The following is a 19961-nucleotide window of genomic DNA, read 5'->3' as shown; positions in this document are numbered from 1 at the left end:
GCGAGAGCGAGCTAGACTTGCACACCGTGAGTAACAACACGGTAGACGTAGCGCTCATCGGTGGCGGCGTAATGAGCGCCACGCTGGGCACGCTGATCAAGCAGGTCCAGCCCGACTGGTCCATCGAGATTTTTGAGTCCCGCTCTGAGGTGGCGACCGAGAGTAGCAACGCGTGGAACAACGCGGGCACCGGTCACGCTGCGCTCTGCGAACTCAATTACATGCCCGAGGGTAAAGATGGCAGCCTGTCGGCCGCGAAGGCAATCGACATCAACGAGCAGTTCCAGCTCTCCCGCCAGTGGTGGTCCACGCTCGTTGAGCAGGGGATCCTCGGCGAGCCGTCGTCGTTCATTAACGCCACACCGCACATGACCTTTGTGCGCGGGGCCGACAATGTCGACTACCTGCGCCGCCGCTGGGAGCTGCTGCGCACCGAGCCGCTCTTCTCCGACATGGAATTCAGCGACGACCCCGAGCAGATCGCCGAGTGGGCACCGCTGCTCGTCGACCGCCGCGCAAAAGACGAGGTCTTCGCCGCGACCCGCTCCGAGAGCGGCACCGACGTTGATTTCGGCGCGGTTACCCGTCAGCTTTTCTCGCACCTCACGGCAAACGGCGCGAGCCTGCACCTCGGCACCCAGGTGCGCAAGCTGCGTCGCCGAGCCGACGGCACGTGGGACGTGTACGTGCGGAACCTCGCCGGGTACACCACGAGCATCGTGAATGCGAAGTTCGTTTTCGTGGGCGCGGGCGGCGGCGCGCTGTCACTGCTGCAGTCCTCTGGCATCCCCGAGATCAAGGGCTTTGGTGGTTTCCCGATCAGCGGCAAGTTCCTGAAGACGAGCAACCCCGAGATCGTGCGCGAACACCAGGCAAAGGTGTACGGCAAGGCAGCGGTGGGTGCGCCCCCGATGTCGGTGCCGCACCTCGACACGCGCGTCGTCGACGGAAAGCAGAGCCTGCTCTTCGGCCCGTACGCCGGATTCAGCCCGAACTTCCTCAAGAAGGGTTCGTGGTGGGACCTCCCGGGGTCAATTCGCACGCACAACTTGGGTCCGATGATCAAGGTTGGCCTGACCGAGTTCTCGCTGGAGAAGTACCTGCTCGGCGAACTCCTCGCGAGCCGCGAGCAGCAGATGGACACCCTGCGCGAGTACATGCCGACGGCGCGTACCGAAGACTGGGAAATGATCGAGGCCGGTCAGCGCGTGCAGGTCATGAAGAAGGACCCCAAGAAGGGCGGCATTCTTCAGTTCGGTACCGAGGTCATCACCGGCGGCGACGGAACGATCTCGGGTCTGCTCGGCGCATCGCCCGGCGCCTCCACTGCTGTCTACGCGATGCTCGGTGTATTGCGGAAGTGCTTCCCCGAGCAGTTCACGAGCAAGTGGGAGTCGATCTTCACGCAGCACGTGCCCGCGCTCGCGACCGGTGGCCTGAACGGCGACCCCGAGCTCGCGGCGGCGTCGCTCGCGCACACGTCGAGCGTGCTCGGCCTCACCCCGGCCACCGCGGAGTAACACCCGCGGCGAGAGCCGCGAACCCGCCGAGCCCCTCTCGTATCGCCGAGCCCCTCCCGGAAACACGCGTTTTCGGGAGGGGCTCGGTGTGTTAAGCGGGGTTCGGCGGGCACGGAGGGGTTCGGCGAGTAACACGCGGCGGACTAGCGGGCGCGGGAACCGCGCCCGCTAGTCCGCCAGCAGGACCTCGAGGTATTCGGCCGTGTCTTGCCAGCTGGTCACCGCGTGGCAGGTGACGCCGAGCGCGAGCACCGGATAGTCGTTGCCGTCGGGATCGAGGCGGTCGCCGACAAAGAGCATGTCGTCGAGCGGGATGCCCGTGTGCTCTGCGAGCTTTCGCATCCCGTGCGCTTTGTCGATGCCGCGACGGGTAATGTCGACCGAGGTTGAACCGCCGCTGCGCACCTCAAGCGCGGGGAGCCGGGTCGCGACGGCTGCGCGCAACGCACTCTTCTTGGCGCCGTCGGGGTCCCACGCGTGCTTTTCGGCGACCGGCGCGCGCTGGCCCAGAGCAGAGAAGGTGATCTGCGAACCGCGATCCTCCAGGATTTCACCCCACGCGTCGGCCTCCCAGATGCCGAGTCGCTCGGCCTCCTCGCGCAGCGCCGTCATCGCGGAGTCGCGTTCGGTCTCCGTCAGGTGCTCGCGATACACGGTGACCCACTGGCCGCCCTCGCGGCGCTCGTAGCGGGTGCCGCACGTGGGCAGCAGGTGCAGTCGCTCGAGTGACGCCTCCGTCACGCCATCGAAGCTGTCGAGCCGCGACACGAGCTGCGTTTCGAACTGCTCGAAATTGCCGCCCGAGATGACGGCGACGGTCGTGCGCTCAAGCAGGCGCGCGAACACGGCGAGCATGCGGGGGTCGAGCGGGGACTTCGAGGGTGCGAGCGTGTCGTCGAGGTCAAAGGCAATGAGGCGCGGGAGTTCAGTCACGCCTTGATTCTTCCACGGCGGGCAGGCCGCGTTCCGCGGTTCACTCGTCGTCGAACGAGGGGAGCGTCGTTGCGTTGGCGTAGAAGCGCACGTCGACGCGTTCGAGCCCGGATCCCTCGAAGATGATGCGGTAGCTGCCGGGCGAGGGGATCTTCGCGTCGGCAAGCGGGAACACCATCGGAATGTACCCGAAGCTGTCGTTGCCGCCGCCGAGGCTGAACGTGCCCTCGACGTTGAACAGCTCACCGCCGCCAACGGCTGGCTCGCAGCGGGCGCGGAACGAGCGATCCGGATCGCCCCGCCGCGCCTCGTTTTCGTCGTACTCAACGACCACGACGAGGGTCGCCCCGAGCTTCGCCGGGTATTCCTCACGATTGATGGTGTTGATGAAGCCCGAGAGCACGCCAAGCGTGCCCTCGCGCACGTTCGCCGCATCCGCAAGAAAAGCCGCCGCTACCCGCATGTGTGTCTCCTTGTTCGCCGTGGTGCCTGCCGTTCCAGCCACTGTGCCACAGCCGGCTGTGTAGTGGTCAACGGATGTAAGGTCTCGCCGTCGCCAGGAGCATGTTCGGAGTCGCAAGGCCGAGGCGCACGCCCGTGTCGACCCGCGTCTAGACTGATGCGGGTGACCCGACATTTTCTTCGTGACGATGACCTGAGCCCCGCCGAGCAGCGCGATGTCCTCGAGCTCGCGGCACGTCTGAAGCGAGAACCGTACGCGGAGCGACCCCTGGCCGGGCCGCAGTCGGTGTCCGTGATCTTCGACAAGACCTCAACGCGCACCCGGTTCAGTTTCGCCGCGGGCATTTCTGCGCTCGGTGGAGCCCCGATCATCGTGAACCCGGGTGAGGCGCAGCTCGGCGTAAAAGAGACGATTGCCGACACCTCCCGCGTGCTGTCGCGCATGGTGTCAATGATCGTGTGGCGCACCTACGCGCACGCCGGGCTTGAAGAGATGGCGGCGAACTCCACCGTGCCCGTCATTAATTCGCTCTCCGATGACTTCCACCCGTGCCAGATTCTCGCCGACCTGCAAACGATCCAAGAGCGCAAGGGCGAGCTCGCCGGGCTCACCGCAACGTACATCGGCGATGCGGCAAACAACATGGGCCACTCGTACCTGCTCGGATTCGCGACGGCGGGCATGCATATTCGTATCGCCGGGCCCGACGGCTACCACCCGCGCGCTGACATCGTCGCCGACGCCGAGCGCATCGCAGCCAGCACCGGTGGCAGCGTCGCGATCTTCACCGACCCGGCAGAAGCGATGGCCGGTGCCGATGCCGTGATCACCGACACGTGGGTATCGATGGGGCAAGAAGCCGAGAAGGCCGAGCGCATCGCGACATTCGGTGCGTACCGCGTCACCCCCGAACTCATGCAGCGCGCAGCATCAGACGCAATCTTCTTGCACTGCCTCCCCGCGTATCGCGAGTTCGAGGTCGCCCCAGAGGTGATCGACGGCCCGCAGAGCGTGGTCTGGGACGAGGCAGAGAACCGCGTGCACGCGCAGAAGGCACTCATGGCCTGGCTGCTGGCGCAGGCATAAGACGGAGAGAAAGACTATGACGAACGAACACGAGAACACGCCCGCAACCGACGCAACCGACGCTGCAGCGGGCAACCGCGCCGGCGAGAGCGGCTCCCTCTGGGGCGGCCGATTCGCGAGCGGCCCGTCGCCCGCGCTCGCTGCCCTCTCGAAGTCGACGCAGTTCGACTGGATCCTCGCGCAGTACGACATTCGCGGTTCGAAGGCGCACGCCACCGCGCTCGCCGCAGCGGGCTACCTGAGCGCCGACGAACTCGCGGAGATGCGCGCGGCTCTCGACGAGCTCGCGGCACGCGTGGCCGATGGCCGTGCGGTCCCCGCCGAAGATGACGAAGACGTGCACTCGGCGCTTGAACGCCTGCTCATCGAGATCACGGGCGTGCAGCTCGGCGGCAAGCTTCGCGCCGGCCGCAGCCGCAACGACCAGATCGCCACGCTCGTGCGGCTCTACCTGCTCGATCACGCCGCCGTGATCCGCGGCATGCTGCTCGAACTGCTCGACGCGATTTCGGATCAGGCCGCGGCTCACCCCGAGGCGATTCTGCCCGGCCGCACCCACCTGCAGCACGCGCAGCCGGTGCTGCTCGCGCACCAGATCGCGGCCCACGCCTGGCCCATCGTGCGCAATCTCGAGCGCCTTCGCGACTGGGCGACGCGCGCCAGCTTCTCGCCGTACGGTGGGGGAGCGCTCGCCGGATCATCGCTCGGCCTCGACCCCCGGCTCGTCGCCGAGGAGCTCGGCCTGGGCGATCCGCTCGAGAATTCGATCGACGGCACCGCAGCTCGCGACGTCGTCGCCGAGTTCGCGTTCATCACCGCACAGATCGGAATCGACCTTTCGCGGCTGTCCGAGGAGATCATCCTCTGGAACACCAAGGAGTTTGGCTTCGTGCGCCTGCACGACGGGTACTCGACGGGGTCGAGCATCATGCCGCAGAAGAAGAACCCCGACATTGCAGAGCTGGCTCGCGGAAAGTCCGGTCGTCTCATCGGCAACCTGACCGGCCTGCTGGCAACGCTCAAGGGCCTGCCGCTCGCGTACAACCGCGACCTGCAAGAGGACAAGGAGCCGGTGTTTGACTCCATTGCCCAACTTGAGGTCCTGCTGCCCGCCTTCACCGGCATGGTCGCGACGATGACTTTTAACACTGATCGCATGGCCGAGCTCGCCCCGCAGGGCTTCTCGCTGGCTACCGACGTGGCCGAGTGGCTCGTCAAGCAGGGCGTCATCTTCCGCGACGCGCACGAGATCTCGGGTGAGCTTGTGCGTTTCTGCGAGGAGCGCGGCCTCGAATTGCACGAACCGAGCGACGAGCAGCTCGCTTCGGTCTCGGAGCACCTCACGCCCGCGGTGCGTGACGTGCTCACAATCGAGGGATCGGTGAACTCTCGCGTGGGTGCTGGCGGCACGGCCCGAGTGCGGGTTGATGAGCAGCTGGCGCGTCTGGCGGAGCGTATCGCGGAGTTCCGCGCGGCATAGCGGAGGCGTTACACCCGTGCCACTTGCCGCAGCAGTGGCCGGGTCGCGAACATCGTCGCCACGACGATGAGCACGCCAACGGCGATGGTCGACAGCGTCACCGCTACCGACAGCGGCGCGAACAGAATTGCCATGCCGAGCAGTGGAAAGAGCAGCACGGCCGCGAGCGCCGCAGACCCGACGGACGCGATGAGCAACGGCAGCATGGTGGCGCCCCGGCGGGCGGCGTCTTGCACCTCGATGGGCGTGCCCATGATGGCGAGCGACCGCGTCACGTCGCGACGATCGAGGATCTGCGCGGCCTGATTCACCGCAACCGAGCACGCCACCATGATGAACGTGCCGATCACAGTGAGGGCGACGCCGGTCTGTACATCGCCCACGAGATACTGGTCCACGCCGCTGTCCGTGGTGCTGCCGTCTCCGGCAGCCAGGTTCATGAGCGCGATCCCTGAACCGGCAAACACGGCCATGAAGCTCGACATCGCCACGCCCGACACCTGTCGCCACGCAGCGCGGGGCGACTCAAGCACGAGCCGTGCGGCAATGAGGTCAGCCGGACGCTTCGCGCGCCTTGCTTTCGCCTTGCCGAACATTGCGAGCACCCAGGCGCCGATGAGGTCGAGCGCAAGGAGCGCGAGCGCGAAACACACCCCGAACGCACCGATGAGGGCGACGACGCCGACCTCTGAGAAGCCCCCGATGTTCGACGTGACGACCGAGGCGATCACGATGATGGCGACCGCGATGAGTGCTTGCAGCCAGGGCACCTTCGGAGCCGACTGTTTCGTGACGACGCCGAGCGGTGAGATGATGACGCGGCGCAGGCTGAGCAGCGCGCTCCCGGTCGCGACGCCCACGATTCCCAGCACCAGCAGCGCCGCTGCGAGTGGTGGTAACGCGACACCCGAGGTGCCAAGCGCCTCACCGCGAAACTGAATCAGCCCGACGAGCGGCGCCACCGCGTACGAGAGCAGCGCGCCGGCGACGGCGCCCACGAACGCGATCCCGGCGGCCTCGATCACCGCGATACCCGCTGTTGAGCGGCCGGTCGCGCCCAGCAGGCGCAGGATCGCGAGGCGATCATCGCGCCGTCGCGCCGACAGTCGAGCGGCCGCCGCACCAAGGGAGAGGAGCGGCACGATCAGCAGGGCGAGCGCGATCGCGGTGAACGCCCAATACAGGCCGGCCATCTCGTCGTCGTATCCCCAGAACGTCTGGGACCCGCCGAGCACGATTGCGAGCAGCGCTGTGACTGCGAGAAACGCAAAGCCGGGCAGTACCAGCGCGCTCGCGCCCTGTTTGCTGGGACGGGAGAGCAGCGGCAAAATCCTGAAAATCATCGCGTGGCTCCCGACGACGGCGCGACCGCGCTCGCGGGTGAACCACCGAAGTGGTCGGCCACGATCCTGCCGTCGCTCACGGTGATTACGCGCTGGCAGCGGGCCGCGACCTGCGGATCGTGGGTCACCATGACCAGTGTCTTGCCCTGCCCGACGGTCGACCCGAGCAGCGCGTCGATCACCTCGCTCGATGTTGTGGAGTCGAGAGCGCCGGTCGGTTCGTCTGCGAACACGATGCTCGCACCCGTCACCTGCGCCCGCGCGATTGCGACGCGCTGCGCCTGGCCGCCGGAGAGCTCGCCGAGGCGCCGATCTTCGAGCCCCGCAAGCCCGAGCGCCGCAAGCCACTGGGCCGCGGGTTGCAACGCTTCGCGCTTCGTCGCGCCGTTCAGCATCACCGCGAGCGCAACATTTTCGACCGCGGTCAGCTCGGGAACGAGCAACCCCTGCTGAAAGACAAAGCCGAACTGCTCGCGGCGGAGGCGGCTGCGATCAGCGTCCCCGAGTCGGCTAATCTCGGAACCGGCGTAGACCACCGATCCGGCGTCCGGTGCGATGATGCCCGCGAGCACGTGCAACAGTGTGGTCTTGCCCGAGCCAGAGGCCCCCATAATCGCCGTCGAGGTGCCCGCGGCGCATGCGAGCGATACGCCGTCGAGCGCCCGCGTGGTGCCGTACTGCTTGATCAGGCCGGTCGCCTGCAGAATCGTGTTGGTCATGATCCCAGGTTCGCGCGTGCGACCGCGAACCGGATCGCCCCACGGTACCCACCGCATTGCACTCAGGTCTCATGCTGGGGTGACGGGTGACGGGTGGCGGGTGCTGCGGTCTCAGCGGGCGCGGTACGATGTCAGGCGTGTCTGAACTGAACGATCGCACCGACGTCCTGGCCGCCCAGCGCAACGACGACAGCTTTTCCACGCTGTGGGAGGAGCTCGAGTGGCGCGGGCTGATTCACGTGTCGACGGACGCCGAAGCGCTGTCTGAGCTGCTCGAGGGCGAGCCGTTTACGTATTACTGCGGGTTCGACCCGACTGCGCCGAGCCTGCACCTGGGCAACCTCGTGCAGCTGCTGCTGTTGCGCCGGCTCCAGTTGAAGGGGCACAAGCCGCTCGGCCTCGTCGGTGGTTCCACCGGCCTCATCGGCGACCCACGGCCCACCGCCGAGCGCACACTGAACAGCCGTGACACGGTCGTCGAGTGGGTGGCGCGACTGCAGGAGCAGGTGTCGCGTTTCCTGTCGAACGAGGGCGACAATGCCGTGAGGCTCGTCAACAACCTCGACTGGACCGCGCCGCTGAGCGCGATCGATTTTCTGCGCGAGATCGGTAAGCACTTCCGTGTCGGCACGATGCTGAAGAAGGACGCCGTCGCGGCGCGGCTGAACTCCGATGAGGGCATCAGTTACACGGAATTCAGTTACCAGATCTTGCAGGGGTACGACTTCCTCGAACTGTTCCGCAGCTACGACTGCAAGCTGCAGTCGGGCGGCAGCGACCAGTGGGGCAACCTGACGAGTGGCACCGACCTGATTCGCAAGGTCGAGGGCAAATCGGCGCACGCGATCGGCACCCCGCTGATCACGAACGCCGACGGCACGAAGTTCGGCAAGAGCGAGGGCAACGCAATTTGGCTGAATGCCGAGATGTGCTCGCCCTACGCCTTCTACCAGTTCTGGCTCAACCAGGCGGATGCCGACGTGATCGACCGGCTGAAGGTGTTCACCTTCCTGTCGCGCGCCGAGATCGAGGAGTACGCGACGCAGGTGGAGAATGAGCCATTCAAGCGCGCAGCGCAGAAGCGGCTCGCGCTCGAGGTCACGACACTCGTGCACGGTGCCGCGGCAACCCAGGGCGCGATCGACGCCTCGGAAGCGCTGTTCGGCCGCGGCGATCTCACGGCCCTCGACGAGGCATCGTTGCGCGGTGCGGTGTCAGAATTGGCACACGCTCCGGGCTCGGTCGGTTCGTCGGTCGCGCAGCTGCTGGTCGACACCGAGCTCGTGAAGAGCCTGGGGGAGGCCCGCCGCGCGATCGCGCAGGGTGGCGTCTACGTCAACAATGTCGCGGTCGAGTCAGCTGACCGGGTGCTTGAGTCGGCTGACCTGCTCCACGGCGCGGTCGCCGTGCTTCGCCGAGGCAAGAAAACCCTAGCGGGAGTCCTAGCCCCCTAGCCTTACCCCTCGCCCCCTCGCCCGAGCCCCGAGCCCCGAGCCCCGAGCCTCTTCCCCCGAGCACCCACTCTTTCTGTCGTCGCAAATGATCCCTTCGCTGGGCTGATCGGATCATTTGCGACGACAGAAGGGGAGACAAGCACGGGCACGGGAGGGCAGGGCGGGCGAGCAAGGGCGGGCAGGGCGGGGCTGGGCGGGCACGGGCGAGCGCGGGCGGGGGCGGGGGTTACGCCGAGCCGCTCCAGGCCGCCGGGACGAGCACCCAGACCGCTTCGGCGCCGTGGGCGCCCGCGCGCCACGTGTGCGGGGTGCGGCCCGGAAAAGTGAGGGTGTCACCGGGGGAGAGCGAGACCTGGCGGTCCGCGAACTGAATGTCCAGTTCGCCCGAAACGACGTGCAGCGACTCGAGGTTGCAGTTGACCGTGTAGAGCTGGTCGCCGCCGCTGGCGTTTGGTTCGAGCGACGACCGCAGCACCTGCACGCGATCCTCTGAGCGCGGGGTAATGAGACGCTCATCGGCGCCGGTGCCGCCCATGTTGATCGCGGGCGCGGCCTCGAGCGAGATGAGCTGCAGCTCAGGCTCCTCGAACAGGTTGCCGATCGGCAACGAGAGCGCCTGGCAGAGCTGCACGAGTGTCGGCACGCTCGGCATGGTGTCGTTGCGCTCGATGCGGCTGATGAACCCCTTTGTGAGGCCCGTCGCCTGGGCAAGCTGTTCGAGGGTGAGCCCCTGCGCGAGTCGTGACGAGCGCAGCTTTGCGCCGATGCGAATGGGGTCGAGGTCGGCGGTCGGGTGGATTGCTCGCATGCGGTTCCGCCCTTCTCGTGTGGAATGCGCGGGCCTCGGCGATCCGGCACCGCGTGAGTATCGGCACCGATCGCGGCGGGTCCTGTCGACCGCGTTGACCTCCGCGCGGTCTCCAGCCTATAGTGAATGCGGGTTCACTCAGAGAACTCACTTGTTTACTCTCAGAAAACCTTGAAAGGACGAGACGCATCGTGACCTCACACACTCCTCAGGGCCCGGTCGACGCGAGCCTCACTCCGCGCTACGCAGGCATCGCAACGTTCGCGAAGCTGCCGCGCATCGAAGACGTCACCGAAGCCGACATTGCTGTCGTGGGCGTGCCGTTCGACACCGGCGTGAGCTTCCGGCCCGGCGCGCGCTTCGGCCCGGCGCACGTGCGCGAGGCCTCGCGCCTGCTGCGCCCCTACAACCCCGCGCAAGACGTCTCGCCGTTCGCGGTGAAGCAGGTCGTTGACGCCGGCGACATTGTCGCGAACCCGTTCAGCCTCGACGAGGCCGTGCGCCAGGTCGAGGAGGCCGCAGTCGAGCTCGGTGAACGCGTCGACAAGATCGTCACGATCGGCGGCGACCACACGATCGCGCTGCCGCTGCTGCGCGCCATCAACAAGAAGCACGGCCCCGTCGCGGTGCTGCACTTCGACGCGCACCTCGATACCTGGGACACCTATTTCGGAGCGCCGACCACTCACGGCACTCCGTTCCGTCGCGCCTCCGAGGAGGGGCTCATCGATCTCACCGCGTCGATGCACGGTGGCATCCGCGGCCCGCTCTATGGCAAGAGTGACCTCGAAGACGACGTGAAGCTCGGCTTCCAGATCATCACGACCGAGTTCATTGAAGAGAACGGCGTCGCCGCAGCGATCGCGAAGATCCGCGAGCGCGTGGGCGACAAGCCGCTCTATATTTCCATCGACATCGACGTGCTGGATCCGGCTCACGCTCCGGGCACCGGCACGCCAGAGGCCGGCGGACTCACGAGCCGCGAGATGCTGCGCATGATCCGCGGTCTCGCGGACCTCCAGATCGTGGGCGCCGACGTCGTCGAGGTCGCCCCGGCTTATGACCACGCTCAGATCACCGCCGTCGCAGCGAGCCACGTCGTGTACGAGCTCGTGTGCGCCATGGCAGCGCGAGACTAAGGAAACCACCATGCAGACTCCAGATCACGCCGCCGTGCTCGCCGCGGCGGACGCCATCATCGAGGCGTTCGCCGCGACCGACACCGAGGCGTACTTCGCGGGCTTCGCCCCCGACGCGAGCTTCGTCTTTCACCCCGAGGCCGCGCGGCTCGATTCGCGCGCCGGGTACGAGGCGATCTGGGCTGGCTGGGTCGCGAGCGGTTGGCGGGTGACCTCGTGCTCGTCGAGCGATCGGCTCGTGCAGACGTTCCCCGGCGGCGCCGTGTTCAGCCACACCGTCGCCACGAGCATCGACTCAGCCGAGGGGCCGGAGTCGTACGTCGAGCGCGAGAGCATCATCTTCCGCGCCGACGGCGATCAGCCCGATGGGCTCGTCGCGATCCACGAGCACCTGTCGACGGTGCCAAGCGAACTGCCGAGCGGCACGGAGCTCTGATCATGACCAGTCCCGAGACCATGGCGGTCACCCTCGACGGCGAGCACGATTCCGCCGGCCCCGTACGCGGCACCCAGTCGCTGCTGCACATCGGCATGATCTGGCTGGCCGCGAACCTCGTGGTCACGACCCTGCTCACCGGCACGCTCTTCACCCCCGCCGTGTCATTCGGCACGGCGAGCGCGATGATCGTGGTGGGCACGCTGATCGGTGTCGTCGTGCTCGTGATGATCGGCAACATGGGAACCCGCACGGGGCTGCCCACTATGGCACTGACTCGCGGCTCCTTCGGCATTCGCGGCAGCATCTTGCCGGCCGTGGCGAACCTCATCATTTTGATGGGGTGGAGCTGGGTGCAGGCGATGCTCGCGGGCGTCACCGTGAACTATCTCGTGCACGAGGCGACCGGGTTTTCGAATCCGATCCTCTTCTCCGCGCTCTGCCAGGCGCTCGTGGTCGTACTCGCGATCTTCGGCCACACCGGCATCTCGCGAGTCGAGCCGTGGCTCGCGCTCGCAATTCTCGTCGTCATGGGATTCGTGTTCGCCGCCGCGTTTGGCGCGTTCAGCCCGGGTGAGTTCGCCGCGATGCCGGTCGACACATCGCTCGGAGGCACCCCGTTCATTACCCTCGACATGGTGATTGCGACCGCCATCTCGTGGACGGTGCTCTCGGCAGACATGAACCGTTACGCAAAGAGCAGCAGAGCGGGCATCATCGGGTCGGGCGTCGGCTACACGCTGTCGACGACCATCGCGATGTTCCTCGGGCTCGTCGCGTTCAGTGCAGTGCTGCTGCGGGGGCACGAGGCCACGCCGTTCGATCCCTCGGTGATTGTCGGCGAGTTCGGGTGGCCGCTCGGCATCGCGATCTTCCTGTCGGTGATGGCGACGAACACGATGGTGGTGTTCGGCATGGTGACCTCCGTGATCAATGCGCAGTCGAAGTGGCACCTGAGGTTCCTTCCGACGGCGCTGGTGCTCGGAGTGATCTCGGTGATCGGCTCGACGTTCCTGGGACTCCTCAACCAGTTCACCGATTTCCTCTTCATCATCAGCGCGTTCTTCGTGCCGGTGTTTGCGATCATGATCGCCGACTACTACCTGCTGAAGCGGCGCGGCTACTCGCGGCAGATTCTGCACGAGCGGCCCGAGAGCCGGTACTGGTATCGCGGGGGAGTGAACTGGGTCGCCGTGATCGTGTGGGTGATCGGTGCGGTGCTCTCGTACGTGCTCGCGTATGTCGCGCCGAGCCCGATTGGCGCGAATATCCCCGCGTTCATCATCAGTTTTGCGCTGTATCTCGGGCTGATGCTGGGCATCGGGCGACGCGGTGGGCTCGGGCTGATCGATCCGCGCGACAGGGAGCCGACGGGTCACCTGCTCGACGGCGCTGACGATTCCGCCGCGCTCAGGCTCGAGCACTGACCGTGGCCGTCGTCGACCTGAGCCACCCGGTCGCCTCTGGCATGCCGGTGTATCCCGGCGATCCAGAGGTGACCATCGTTCCCGCGCTGAGCGTCGCGGAAGACGGCGTCGCGGTCGCGCGCCTCGACCTCGGTTCGCACACGGGCACGCATCTTGATGCCCCGGCGCACTCGGTCGTCGGCGGCCGCACGGTCGACAGTATTCCGCTCGGCCTGCTCACCGGCCCGGCCCGGGTACTCAGGGTCGGGCCGCAACCCGCGGTCGCGAGTGAGCAGCTCGGGATCGCGCGAATCGTCGGAGGGCTTCCCGCTCAGCTCCCGGAAATCGTGTGCATCGCCACAGGCTGGGACGTGCACTTCGGTGCGCCGCTCGGGCGCACGCACCCCGCCATTTCGATCGCGCTCGCCCGCGAACTGTGGGAGCGCGGCGCCCGCGTGCTTGGAGTGGAAACGCTGAGCCCCGACCCGACTGATTCCGCAGATGCCTCACCCGCCATGCCTGTGCACGAATTCTGGCTCGGAAACGACGGCGTCATCGTTGAGAATCTCACCGGATTGGCTGCGCTGCCCGATGAGGTCGAGATGGCACTGCTGCCCCTCCGGCTCGCAGCGGGCGACGGTTCACCGATTCGCGCGGTCGCGTTCGTCGACTGAGCTTCCCTCGCGTCCGGAGACTCGCGCTGCCTCAGGCTGCGGCTTCGAGGGCGGTGAACGCGAGCAGGATCCGCGCGCGTTCAATCGGGTCGTCCAGATCCCGCGCGAGCAGCCGCGCTGATTCGGCCACGAGCCGCCGCACCGTGTTTCGATGCAAACCGTGCGCTCGCGCCGTGCGATCCCAGGAGCCGTGCTGGCGCAGCCATTCTTCGAGCACGACCCGGTGCTCGGCGCGCTCATCGCCCGCGAGCGGCGCCAACCACCGGGCGGCGGCGACGCGAGCGACGCTGGGATCGGCGATCGCGCTCGACGGCCACGCATCGGCCGCCGATCCAGGGTCGGCGCCGTTTACGTGTCGCCCGAGGTGTCGCGCCGCGCGCGCCAGCTCCTCAGCCTCGAGCATTGCCTCCTGCAACTCGTCGAACTCGCGCGGCCCGCTCACGGCGAAGAGCCAGCCGAGTGCCGACGCCTGCGCAAACTCGGCTTCGGACGGCGGGCGGGCAACGAAGGCGCGCACCCGTTTCGCGCGGTGCTCCACGAACGGCGTGTGCAATAGTCGGCGCAGCCAGCCGGCATCGCTCGAATAGGTGTCGCCGGAACCGCGCTGGTCGCGCGGCTGCTGCGGATCCCGGATCGCGATGAGGCCGTGCACCGCGCGCGTTCCGCCGCCGAATGAGTGAGCAACGAGCCGCGAGAAGCGCTCGCCGGCGCCCGCTCCGGGGCGCGACTGGGTCGAGTCGACCATGAGGTGCATGAGCAGTTGGTCAACGGCCATCGACTGCTCGGCGGGCAGCTGCACGACGAGGCTGACGATGTTCGCCGCGAGTAGCAGCGCCGTGCGGTCGAGGCTCGTGAGCCGCGGTGACCGGCCGAGCAGCAGCACCGCCGACGGGCTCGCGACCCCGACGTGCGTTCGCCCGGGCGTGATGCGGTGGGCCGTGACCTCGAACGCGACGCCGTCGACCTCGACCGCGGTGAACGCCGTCGGAACCGCGCCGCGCACTCGGCCCTGCGCGTCGAATCGAGCCCCGAGATCCGCGAAGAGCGCATCGACATCGAGTGAATCGGGTACCGGGCCGCCGCCGTACGTGTCTTCGTCGATCCGCAGCAGCGCCCAGCCCTCCCCACTCTGAGCGAGCACCGACGTGATGCGCTGCGCGGGGCCGTGCTGCAGGGCCGCCTCGGTGACTCGACGCGCGAACGTGTTCATGACCTCAAGCGTGCGTGTGCGCTCGGTTTCGAGCGCACGATTGAGGTGCATCGTGATCGGAGCGAAGTGGATGTGCGGAGGAAGTTCGATGAGGGGAAACTCGAGCGACCGGCACGCCTCGACGAGCGCGTCGGGCACCGCGTCATAGACCGGTTCGACGCCGAACACGAGCGCCGCGACGCCGCCGTCGCGGATGCCACTCACGTATTTTGCGATGGCCGCCGCGTCGTCGGGCAACCCGAGCCCGGTGATCAGCAGGAGATCGCCGGGGGTGACGTAGCGACTCGGGTCAGTGAGGTCGATGACGATCGACGCGGCCACCGCTGCATTGCGTACCCGTTCAAGGATCTCGGGATCCCGCGTGATATCGGTGGGCGCGGGGGAGAGCAGGCGGGCCGCGAACGCGGGAGCATCGAGCAGCGTGGCGAGTGGCACGGTCGCGTGCGCGGCCACTGATTCATCGTCGAACAGCATGCGTCCAGGATAAATCATCTCAACGCTAAAAGATCCGGGATATTGCGCCCGAGACGCTGGGCTCGTTCGCGGATAACGTTCAGCGTACGAAACCAGTGTCGCTGAACGTGGGCAACGGCGCTGAGCTATCCGCTCCCACTAGGAGGACACCGTGGTCCTGGATTACATCGTCATGGCCGTCTACCTCGTCGGAATTCTCGGCGTCGGGTACTGGGGCATGCGTCGTTCGAAGTCGAAGAGCGATTACCTCGTCGCCGGCCGCCGCCTCGGCGGATTCATGTACTCGGGCGCGATGTCGGCGATCGTGCTCGGCGGCGCCTCGACGGTCGGTGGCATCGGCCTCGGCTGGGAGTACGGCATCTCAGGCGCGTGGCTCGTGACCTGCATCGGCCTCGGCATCCTCGTCTTGAGCGCGTTCCTCGCGAAGCGCATCGTGAAACTCAAGGTGTACACCGTTACCGAGATGCTCGACCTGCGCTACGGTGGCTCGAACGGGTTGATCTCGGGCATCGTGATGTTCCTCTACACGCTCATGCTCACCGTCACGTCGACGCTCGCGTACGCCACGATCTTCCACGTGCTCTTCGGGATCTCGAATCTCTGGGGCGTCGTGATCGGCGGCACGATCGTCGCGATCTACTCGATCATGGGCGGCATGTGGTCGATCACGATGACCGACGTCGTGCAGTTCGTGATCAAGACCATTGGCATGTTCCTGCTGCTCCTTCCCATCGCCCTGATGACCGCGTCTGATGAGGCGGGCGGGTGGAGCGGTATTCGTGAGCGCCTCGGCGATTCGTTCTTCTCGCCGTGGTCGATCGGCGGCATGACCATCGTCACCTACGTCATCGTGTACACCCTCGGCCTGCTCATCGGCCAAGACATCTGGCAGCGCGTGGTCACGGCCCGCACGCCGCGCGTCGCGAAGTGGGGCGGCCTGACCTCGGGCGTCTACTGCCTGCTCTACGCGTTCGCCGGGGCCCTGATCGGTATCGCCGCGCGCGTGCTGTACCCGGATCTCGCGAACCGCAATGATGCGTTTGCGTTCATGGCGCAGGAGATGCTGCCGCCCGGAGTGCGCGGTATCGTGCTCGCTGCTGCGCTGTCGGCGATGATGTCGACCGCAAGCGGTGCCCTGATCGCTTCGGCGACCGTGTTCGGTACTGACCTGCTGCCGGCGATCAAGCGTCTGTTCGGTGTGAAGGGCGCCCGCGTCGAGCTGCATGACGGTCACATCGGCGGCGAGAGTCTGCGGTCGTACCGCGTGACCATTCTTGTGCTCGCCGTGGTCACGATGTTCATCGCGACGATCGTCACCGACGTCGTCGCCGCACTCACGGTTGCCTACGACATTCTCGTCGGCGGGCTCGGCGTCGCAATTATCGGCGGTCTGTTCTGGAAGCGCGGCACGCGTGCTGGCGCGCTCAGCAGCATGCTGGTCGGCACAGCGGTTGTGCTCGTCTCGATGGGTGTGTGGGGCGTGCTCGCGAACGAGCCGATCTACTACAGCCTCGCAGCGAGCCTCGTCACCTACGTGGTCGTCAGCCTCGCGACGAAGCCGACGCCGGGCGTGATCCTCACCGAGTGGACCAAGCGACTCAGCCTCGATGACCGCACCGCGGTCAACGACGTGGTGTACGACGCCGTGCCCGAGCGCGCGAAGTAGACCCGGCCATCGGTGGGCACCCGCCCACCGGTGCAGACGGAGGGCACGCCCGAGCAACGAGTGCCATCGACCCCTTCCAGGAGGAACAGATGACCAGAGAACCCACCGCCCCCGCGGGCGATTCAGGTCGCCGTATCGGCGGCGATGTCGTGCTCGAAACCCTTGCGGCGCTCGGTGCGCGCGCGGTCGTTGGGCTGCCGGGGCAGCACGCGCTCGGCCTATTCGACGCCCTGCGCCGATCCGAACTCGCCTATCTCAGCGCCCGCGTCGAAAACAACGCGGGATTCATGGCCGATGGCCTCGCCCGCGTCACCGGATCGGTTGCGCCGCTGCTGCTCTCAACCGGTCCCGGCGCGCTCACCTCGCTCGCCGCGCTGCAGGAGGCTGCGGCCTCATCGATTCCGGTGCTCGCTATCAGCGCGCAGATTCCGGTCGCGGGGCTCGGCGGGGGTCGCCACGGGTACCTTCACGAACTTCCGCAGCAGTCTGACTCGTTCCGCGGCATCGTGAAGCACGTGGTGACGGTGCGAGCGATGAGCCAGATTCCGACCGCGCTCGCAGAGGCGTGGCGCACCGCCGACACCGCCCCGCGGGGACCAGTGCTGGTCGAGGTGCCGCAAGACATCTTGCTCGCCCCCGCCCAGGGGCTCGTGCCTGAGGTGGTGGCGGTTCCCGCCGTCGCGCAGGCCGCCCCGCTCGTGCCGCTGCCCGAGGTCATCGACCTCGCCGCCGCCGCGCTCGCGAGTGCCGAGCGCCCGGTGATCTTTGCTGGCGGTGGCGTGGTTCGCGCCGGAGCCGAGGGCGCGCTCGTCGCACTCGCCGAGCGTCTCGATGCGCCGGTGGTCACGACCATCGGCGGGAAGAGCGCGATCGGGTGGGAGCACCCGCTGTCCGCGCGATCCTGGATTGAAGACATTGCGACCACCGAGTTTCTCGAGGACGCAGACGTGCTGCTGATCGTCGGCAGCGGAGTCGGCGAGCTCTCGAGTAACTATCACACCTTCGCGCCCCGCGGCAGGGTCGTGCAGATCGAGGCCGACCTCGGCAAACTCGGTTCAAATCACGCGGGGATCGGCGTCCACGGTGACGCCAGGATCGCTCTGACCGATATCGACTCGGCGCTCTCGGCGGTTGGTCGAGTGTCGGACTCCGCGCGGCGCGCCGACGCCGAGGCACGGGTCGCGGCGCTGCTCGAACGCGTGCTCGATCGCGTCGAGGGGCAGGGCCTCGAGGCCGAGCTCGGTCTGATTCGCGGACTGCGCGAGGCGTTACCCGCGACCACACCCGTGTACTGGGACATGACGATCCTCGCCTATTGGGCGTGGTCTGCCTGGGACCCGCGCGGTCTCGAATTCGCCTCTGCTCAGGGGGCGGGCGGGCTCGGCTACGGATTCCCGGCGGCGCTCGGCGCGGCCTTTGGGCGGGAGGTGCTGGCTGGTGCTGGTTCTGCACGTTCACAGTCGCCGTCGGTGCTCGCGGTGTCGGGTGACGGGGGAGCCCTCTACGGCATTGCTGAACTCGCGGTCGCGGCCCAGCACCAGCTCCCCGTTGTCTGGCTCATCGTCGACGACGGCGGCTACGGCGTGCTCCGCGAATACATGGAGGGAGCGTTTGGCGCCGCCACCGCGACCGAACTCGCGCGCCCCGACTACGTTGCACTGGCAGAGTCCTTCGGCATCCCGGCCGAGCGCACCACCCTCGACGACGCCCCGGCCGTTGTCGCCCGCGCGCTCGCGGCCGGTGGGCCGCGCGTCGTCGTGCTGCCGGCGGTGCTCGAGCTGTTTGCTCCGACGCACCTCGACCGCCTTACCGGGGCCGACTCATGAGCCGGCCCCTCGTCCTCTTCACCGACACGACTGATCTCGATCCCCAGCCGGGCCGAGCGCTGCTCGAAGCGGCGGGCTGTGACACGATGCTCGCCGCCCTGCCCGTTCGGGCGGGGGAGCCGCAGGTGGTGCCAGAGGGTGCTGAGCATGCCGTCGCGCTCGTGGTGGGCTACGCCAGGATCGACACCGCGCTGCTCGACCGATTGCCGAGTGTGCGCTGCATTGCCACGATGAGCGCAGGCTTCGACATGGTTGATGTCGCCGAGGCCAGGCGACGCGGTATCTGGGTGATCAACCTCGTCGACGCGGCGACCGAGGAGGTGGCCGCGCACGCGCTCACTCTGATGCTCGCCCTCGAACGAGACCTGCGCGGGAGCCTCGCGGTGACCGCCGCTGGCGGGTGGACGGATGACGTGCGATCGGTACCCCGTCGCCTGAGCACCCTGGCACTCGGGCTCTTTGGATACGGTCGCATCGCGCGGCGCCTCGCGCAGATCGCGGTGCCCACGTTCGGCGCGGTCATTGCGCACGATCCGTTCGTGAACGCCGCCGACGGAGACGTCGAATTGGTTACGCGGGAACAGCTGCTCGCGCGTTCCGACGTGCTCTCGCTCCACTTACCGCTCGTGCCTGAAACGGCAGGGGCAGTCGACGCCGCGGCCCTTGCGGCCATGCGACCAGGGGCGAGTCTGATCAACGTCTCGCGCGGCGAACTCGTGGACGCCGAGGCGCTTCGCGCCGCACTGGCCTCGGGAGCTCTGCGCGGTGCGGCACTCGACGTGCTTGACGGAGAGCCGCCCGCTGGTGACGACCCGTTGCGCACCGAGCCACGGGCACTCGTCACTCCGCACGTCGCATTCCTGTCTGATGGTTCGCTCCAGCACTACACGCTCGACCCGGCCCGCAACGTGCTCGAGTGGTTGCGGACGGGCAGGCTCGACGGGGTGGTTGTCGAGGGAGAAGCGGCGGCACCACTGCTCTGAGTTTCTGCGCTCTGCTCTTTGCGCTGCGTTCTCTGTTCTCCGCACTCCGCGGGAGGCAGCTCGGGTCTCGGTTCGCGGGTCGTCGCTGCGGCGACGCGCCCGGGAACCGGGGCTTGGAACGCCGATGGGCCTATTTGCGGCCAGATAGCCAGAGATGGATCGTGTGTGTCGTTGGGGTGTCTGGTGGGTGGATTGGCGGTTTTGTGCGGGGACACGCCCGGGATGTGGGCTGTAGTTGCTGGTGGGCGGGTGGTGACCGTAATGTATTCCTTTGTCAGCGCGACGCAGCCGGACTTGAAAATGGTCCGGCTCATTTACATGCGCTTCTCGCCACAGGTTTT

At 67.3% G+C, this 19961-nt stretch carries 17 protein-coding genes; 11 read left to right on the top strand and 6 right to left on the bottom strand.

Annotation, left to right across the window (positions count from 1 at the left end):
- Positions 1-26: 26 nt before the first annotated feature.
- Entirely contained in the window at positions 27-1520 is a 1494-nt protein-coding gene (locus ACFWHR_RS12990; RefSeq protein WP_382448737.1) for a malate:quinone oxidoreductase, read from the top strand.
- A 168-nt stretch (positions 1521-1688) separates the two neighbouring features.
- Here the strand turns inward: ACFWHR_RS12990 and ACFWHR_RS12985 are convergent, their stop codons facing one another.
- Entirely contained in the window at positions 1689-2453 is a 765-nt protein-coding gene (locus ACFWHR_RS12985) for an HAD-IIB family hydrolase (RefSeq protein WP_382448736.1), read from the bottom strand.
- Between the two features lie 40 nt (positions 2454-2493).
- On the bottom strand, positions 2494-2916 hold the full coding sequence (locus ACFWHR_RS12980; RefSeq protein ID WP_382448735.1) for a DUF6941 family protein: 423 nt from the start codon (positions 2914-2916) through the stop codon (positions 2494-2496).
- Between the two features lie 162 nt (positions 2917-3078).
- On the opposite strand from ACFWHR_RS12980, the gene argF reads away from it, so the two are divergent.
- Both argF and argH read left to right on the top strand, forming a co-directional pair.
- The gene (gene argF, locus ACFWHR_RS12975; protein WP_382448734.1) at positions 3079-4002 is read left to right on the top strand and encodes an ornithine carbamoyltransferase; all 924 of its coding nucleotides are present in this window, start codon (positions 3079-3081) and stop codon (positions 4000-4002) included.
- 16 nt (positions 4003-4018) lie between these two features.
- Positions 4019-5482 (top strand): argininosuccinate lyase, encoded by a 1464-nt coding sequence (gene argH / locus ACFWHR_RS12970; RefSeq protein ID WP_382448733.1) that lies wholly within the window; start codon positions 4019-4021, stop codon positions 5480-5482.
- A gap of 8 nt (positions 5483-5490) precedes the next feature.
- Here argH and ACFWHR_RS12965 read toward each other — a convergent pair whose 3' ends face one another.
- Positions 5491-6825: an FtsX-like permease family protein gene (locus tag ACFWHR_RS12965; RefSeq protein WP_382448732.1), complete on the bottom strand. Its 1335-nt coding sequence runs from the start codon at positions 6823-6825 to the stop codon at positions 5491-5493.
- Positions 6822-7544 (bottom strand): ABC transporter ATP-binding protein, encoded by a 723-nt coding sequence (locus ACFWHR_RS12960; RefSeq protein ID WP_382448731.1) that lies wholly within the window; start codon positions 7542-7544, stop codon positions 6822-6824. Before ACFWHR_RS12960 ends, ACFWHR_RS12965 begins: the two co-directional genes overlap by 4 nt.
- Positions 7545-7672: 128 nt before the next feature.
- Between ACFWHR_RS12960 and tyrS the strand changes: the two genes are divergently transcribed.
- Positions 7673-8998 (top strand): tyrosine--tRNA ligase, encoded by a 1326-nt coding sequence (tyrS, locus tag ACFWHR_RS12955; protein ID WP_382448730.1) that lies wholly within the window; start codon positions 7673-7675, stop codon positions 8996-8998.
- Positions 8999-9224: 226 nt separating this feature from the next.
- Here tyrS and ACFWHR_RS12950 read toward each other — a convergent pair whose 3' ends face one another.
- Positions 9225-9806, bottom strand: a complete 582-nt coding sequence (locus tag ACFWHR_RS12950; RefSeq protein ID WP_382448729.1) for a helix-turn-helix domain-containing protein — start codon at positions 9804-9806, stop codon at positions 9225-9227.
- A gap of 191 nt (positions 9807-9997) precedes the next feature.
- Between ACFWHR_RS12950 and speB the strand changes: the two genes are divergently transcribed.
- The 4 genes from speB to ACFWHR_RS12930 are packed head-to-tail and all read left to right on the top strand — an operon-like array spanning position 9998 to position 13461.
- The gene (gene speB, locus ACFWHR_RS12945; RefSeq protein WP_382448728.1) at positions 9998-10945 is read left to right on the top strand and encodes an agmatinase; all 948 of its coding nucleotides are present in this window, start codon (positions 9998-10000) and stop codon (positions 10943-10945) included.
- Positions 10946-10955: 10 nt separating this feature from the next.
- A complete protein-coding gene (locus ACFWHR_RS12940; protein WP_382448727.1) occupies positions 10956-11381 on the top strand; it encodes a YybH family protein in 426 nt (141 codons plus the stop codon).
- 2 nt (positions 11382-11383) lie between these two features.
- Positions 11384-12808: a purine-cytosine permease family protein gene (locus ACFWHR_RS12935; protein WP_382448726.1), complete on the top strand. Its 1425-nt coding sequence runs from the start codon at positions 11384-11386 to the stop codon at positions 12806-12808.
- Between the two features lie 2 nt (positions 12809-12810).
- A complete protein-coding gene (locus ACFWHR_RS12930) occupies positions 12811-13461 on the top strand; it encodes a cyclase family protein (RefSeq protein WP_382448725.1) in 651 nt (216 codons plus the stop codon).
- A 31-nt stretch (positions 13462-13492) separates the two neighbouring features.
- Here the strand turns inward: ACFWHR_RS12930 and ACFWHR_RS12925 are convergent, their stop codons facing one another.
- Positions 13493-15145 carry a PucR family transcriptional regulator gene (locus ACFWHR_RS12925; protein ID WP_382448724.1) on the bottom strand — a complete coding sequence of 551 codons (1653 nt, stop codon included), beginning with the start codon at positions 15143-15145 and terminating at the stop codon, positions 13493-13495.
- Between the two features lie 172 nt (positions 15146-15317).
- On the opposite strand from ACFWHR_RS12925, the gene ACFWHR_RS12920 reads away from it, so the two are divergent.
- From ACFWHR_RS12920 to ACFWHR_RS12910, 3 genes are all read left to right on the top strand, one after another.
- Positions 15318-16811: a sodium:solute symporter gene (locus ACFWHR_RS12920; protein ID WP_382449180.1), complete on the top strand. Its 1494-nt coding sequence runs from the start codon at positions 15318-15320 to the stop codon at positions 16809-16811.
- A gap of 89 nt (positions 16812-16900) precedes the next feature.
- The gene (locus ACFWHR_RS12915; RefSeq protein ID WP_382448723.1) at positions 16901-18637 is read left to right on the top strand and encodes a thiamine pyrophosphate-binding protein; all 1737 of its coding nucleotides are present in this window, start codon (positions 16901-16903) and stop codon (positions 18635-18637) included.
- The gene (locus ACFWHR_RS12910; RefSeq protein ID WP_382448722.1) at positions 18634-19620 is read left to right on the top strand and encodes a C-terminal binding protein; all 987 of its coding nucleotides are present in this window, start codon (positions 18634-18636) and stop codon (positions 19618-19620) included. The genes ACFWHR_RS12915 and ACFWHR_RS12910 overlap by 4 nt, the downstream gene beginning before the upstream one ends.
- Positions 19621-19961: the final 341 nt, after the last annotated feature.

It is taken from the genome of Leucobacter sp. NPDC058333, assembly GCF_042726155.1.
Classification (GTDB): Bacteria; Actinomycetota; Actinomycetes; order Actinomycetales; family Microbacteriaceae; genus Leucobacter.
Note: the sequence above shows the minus strand (reverse complement) of the source record. Positions and strands in the feature narration are given on the sequence as shown.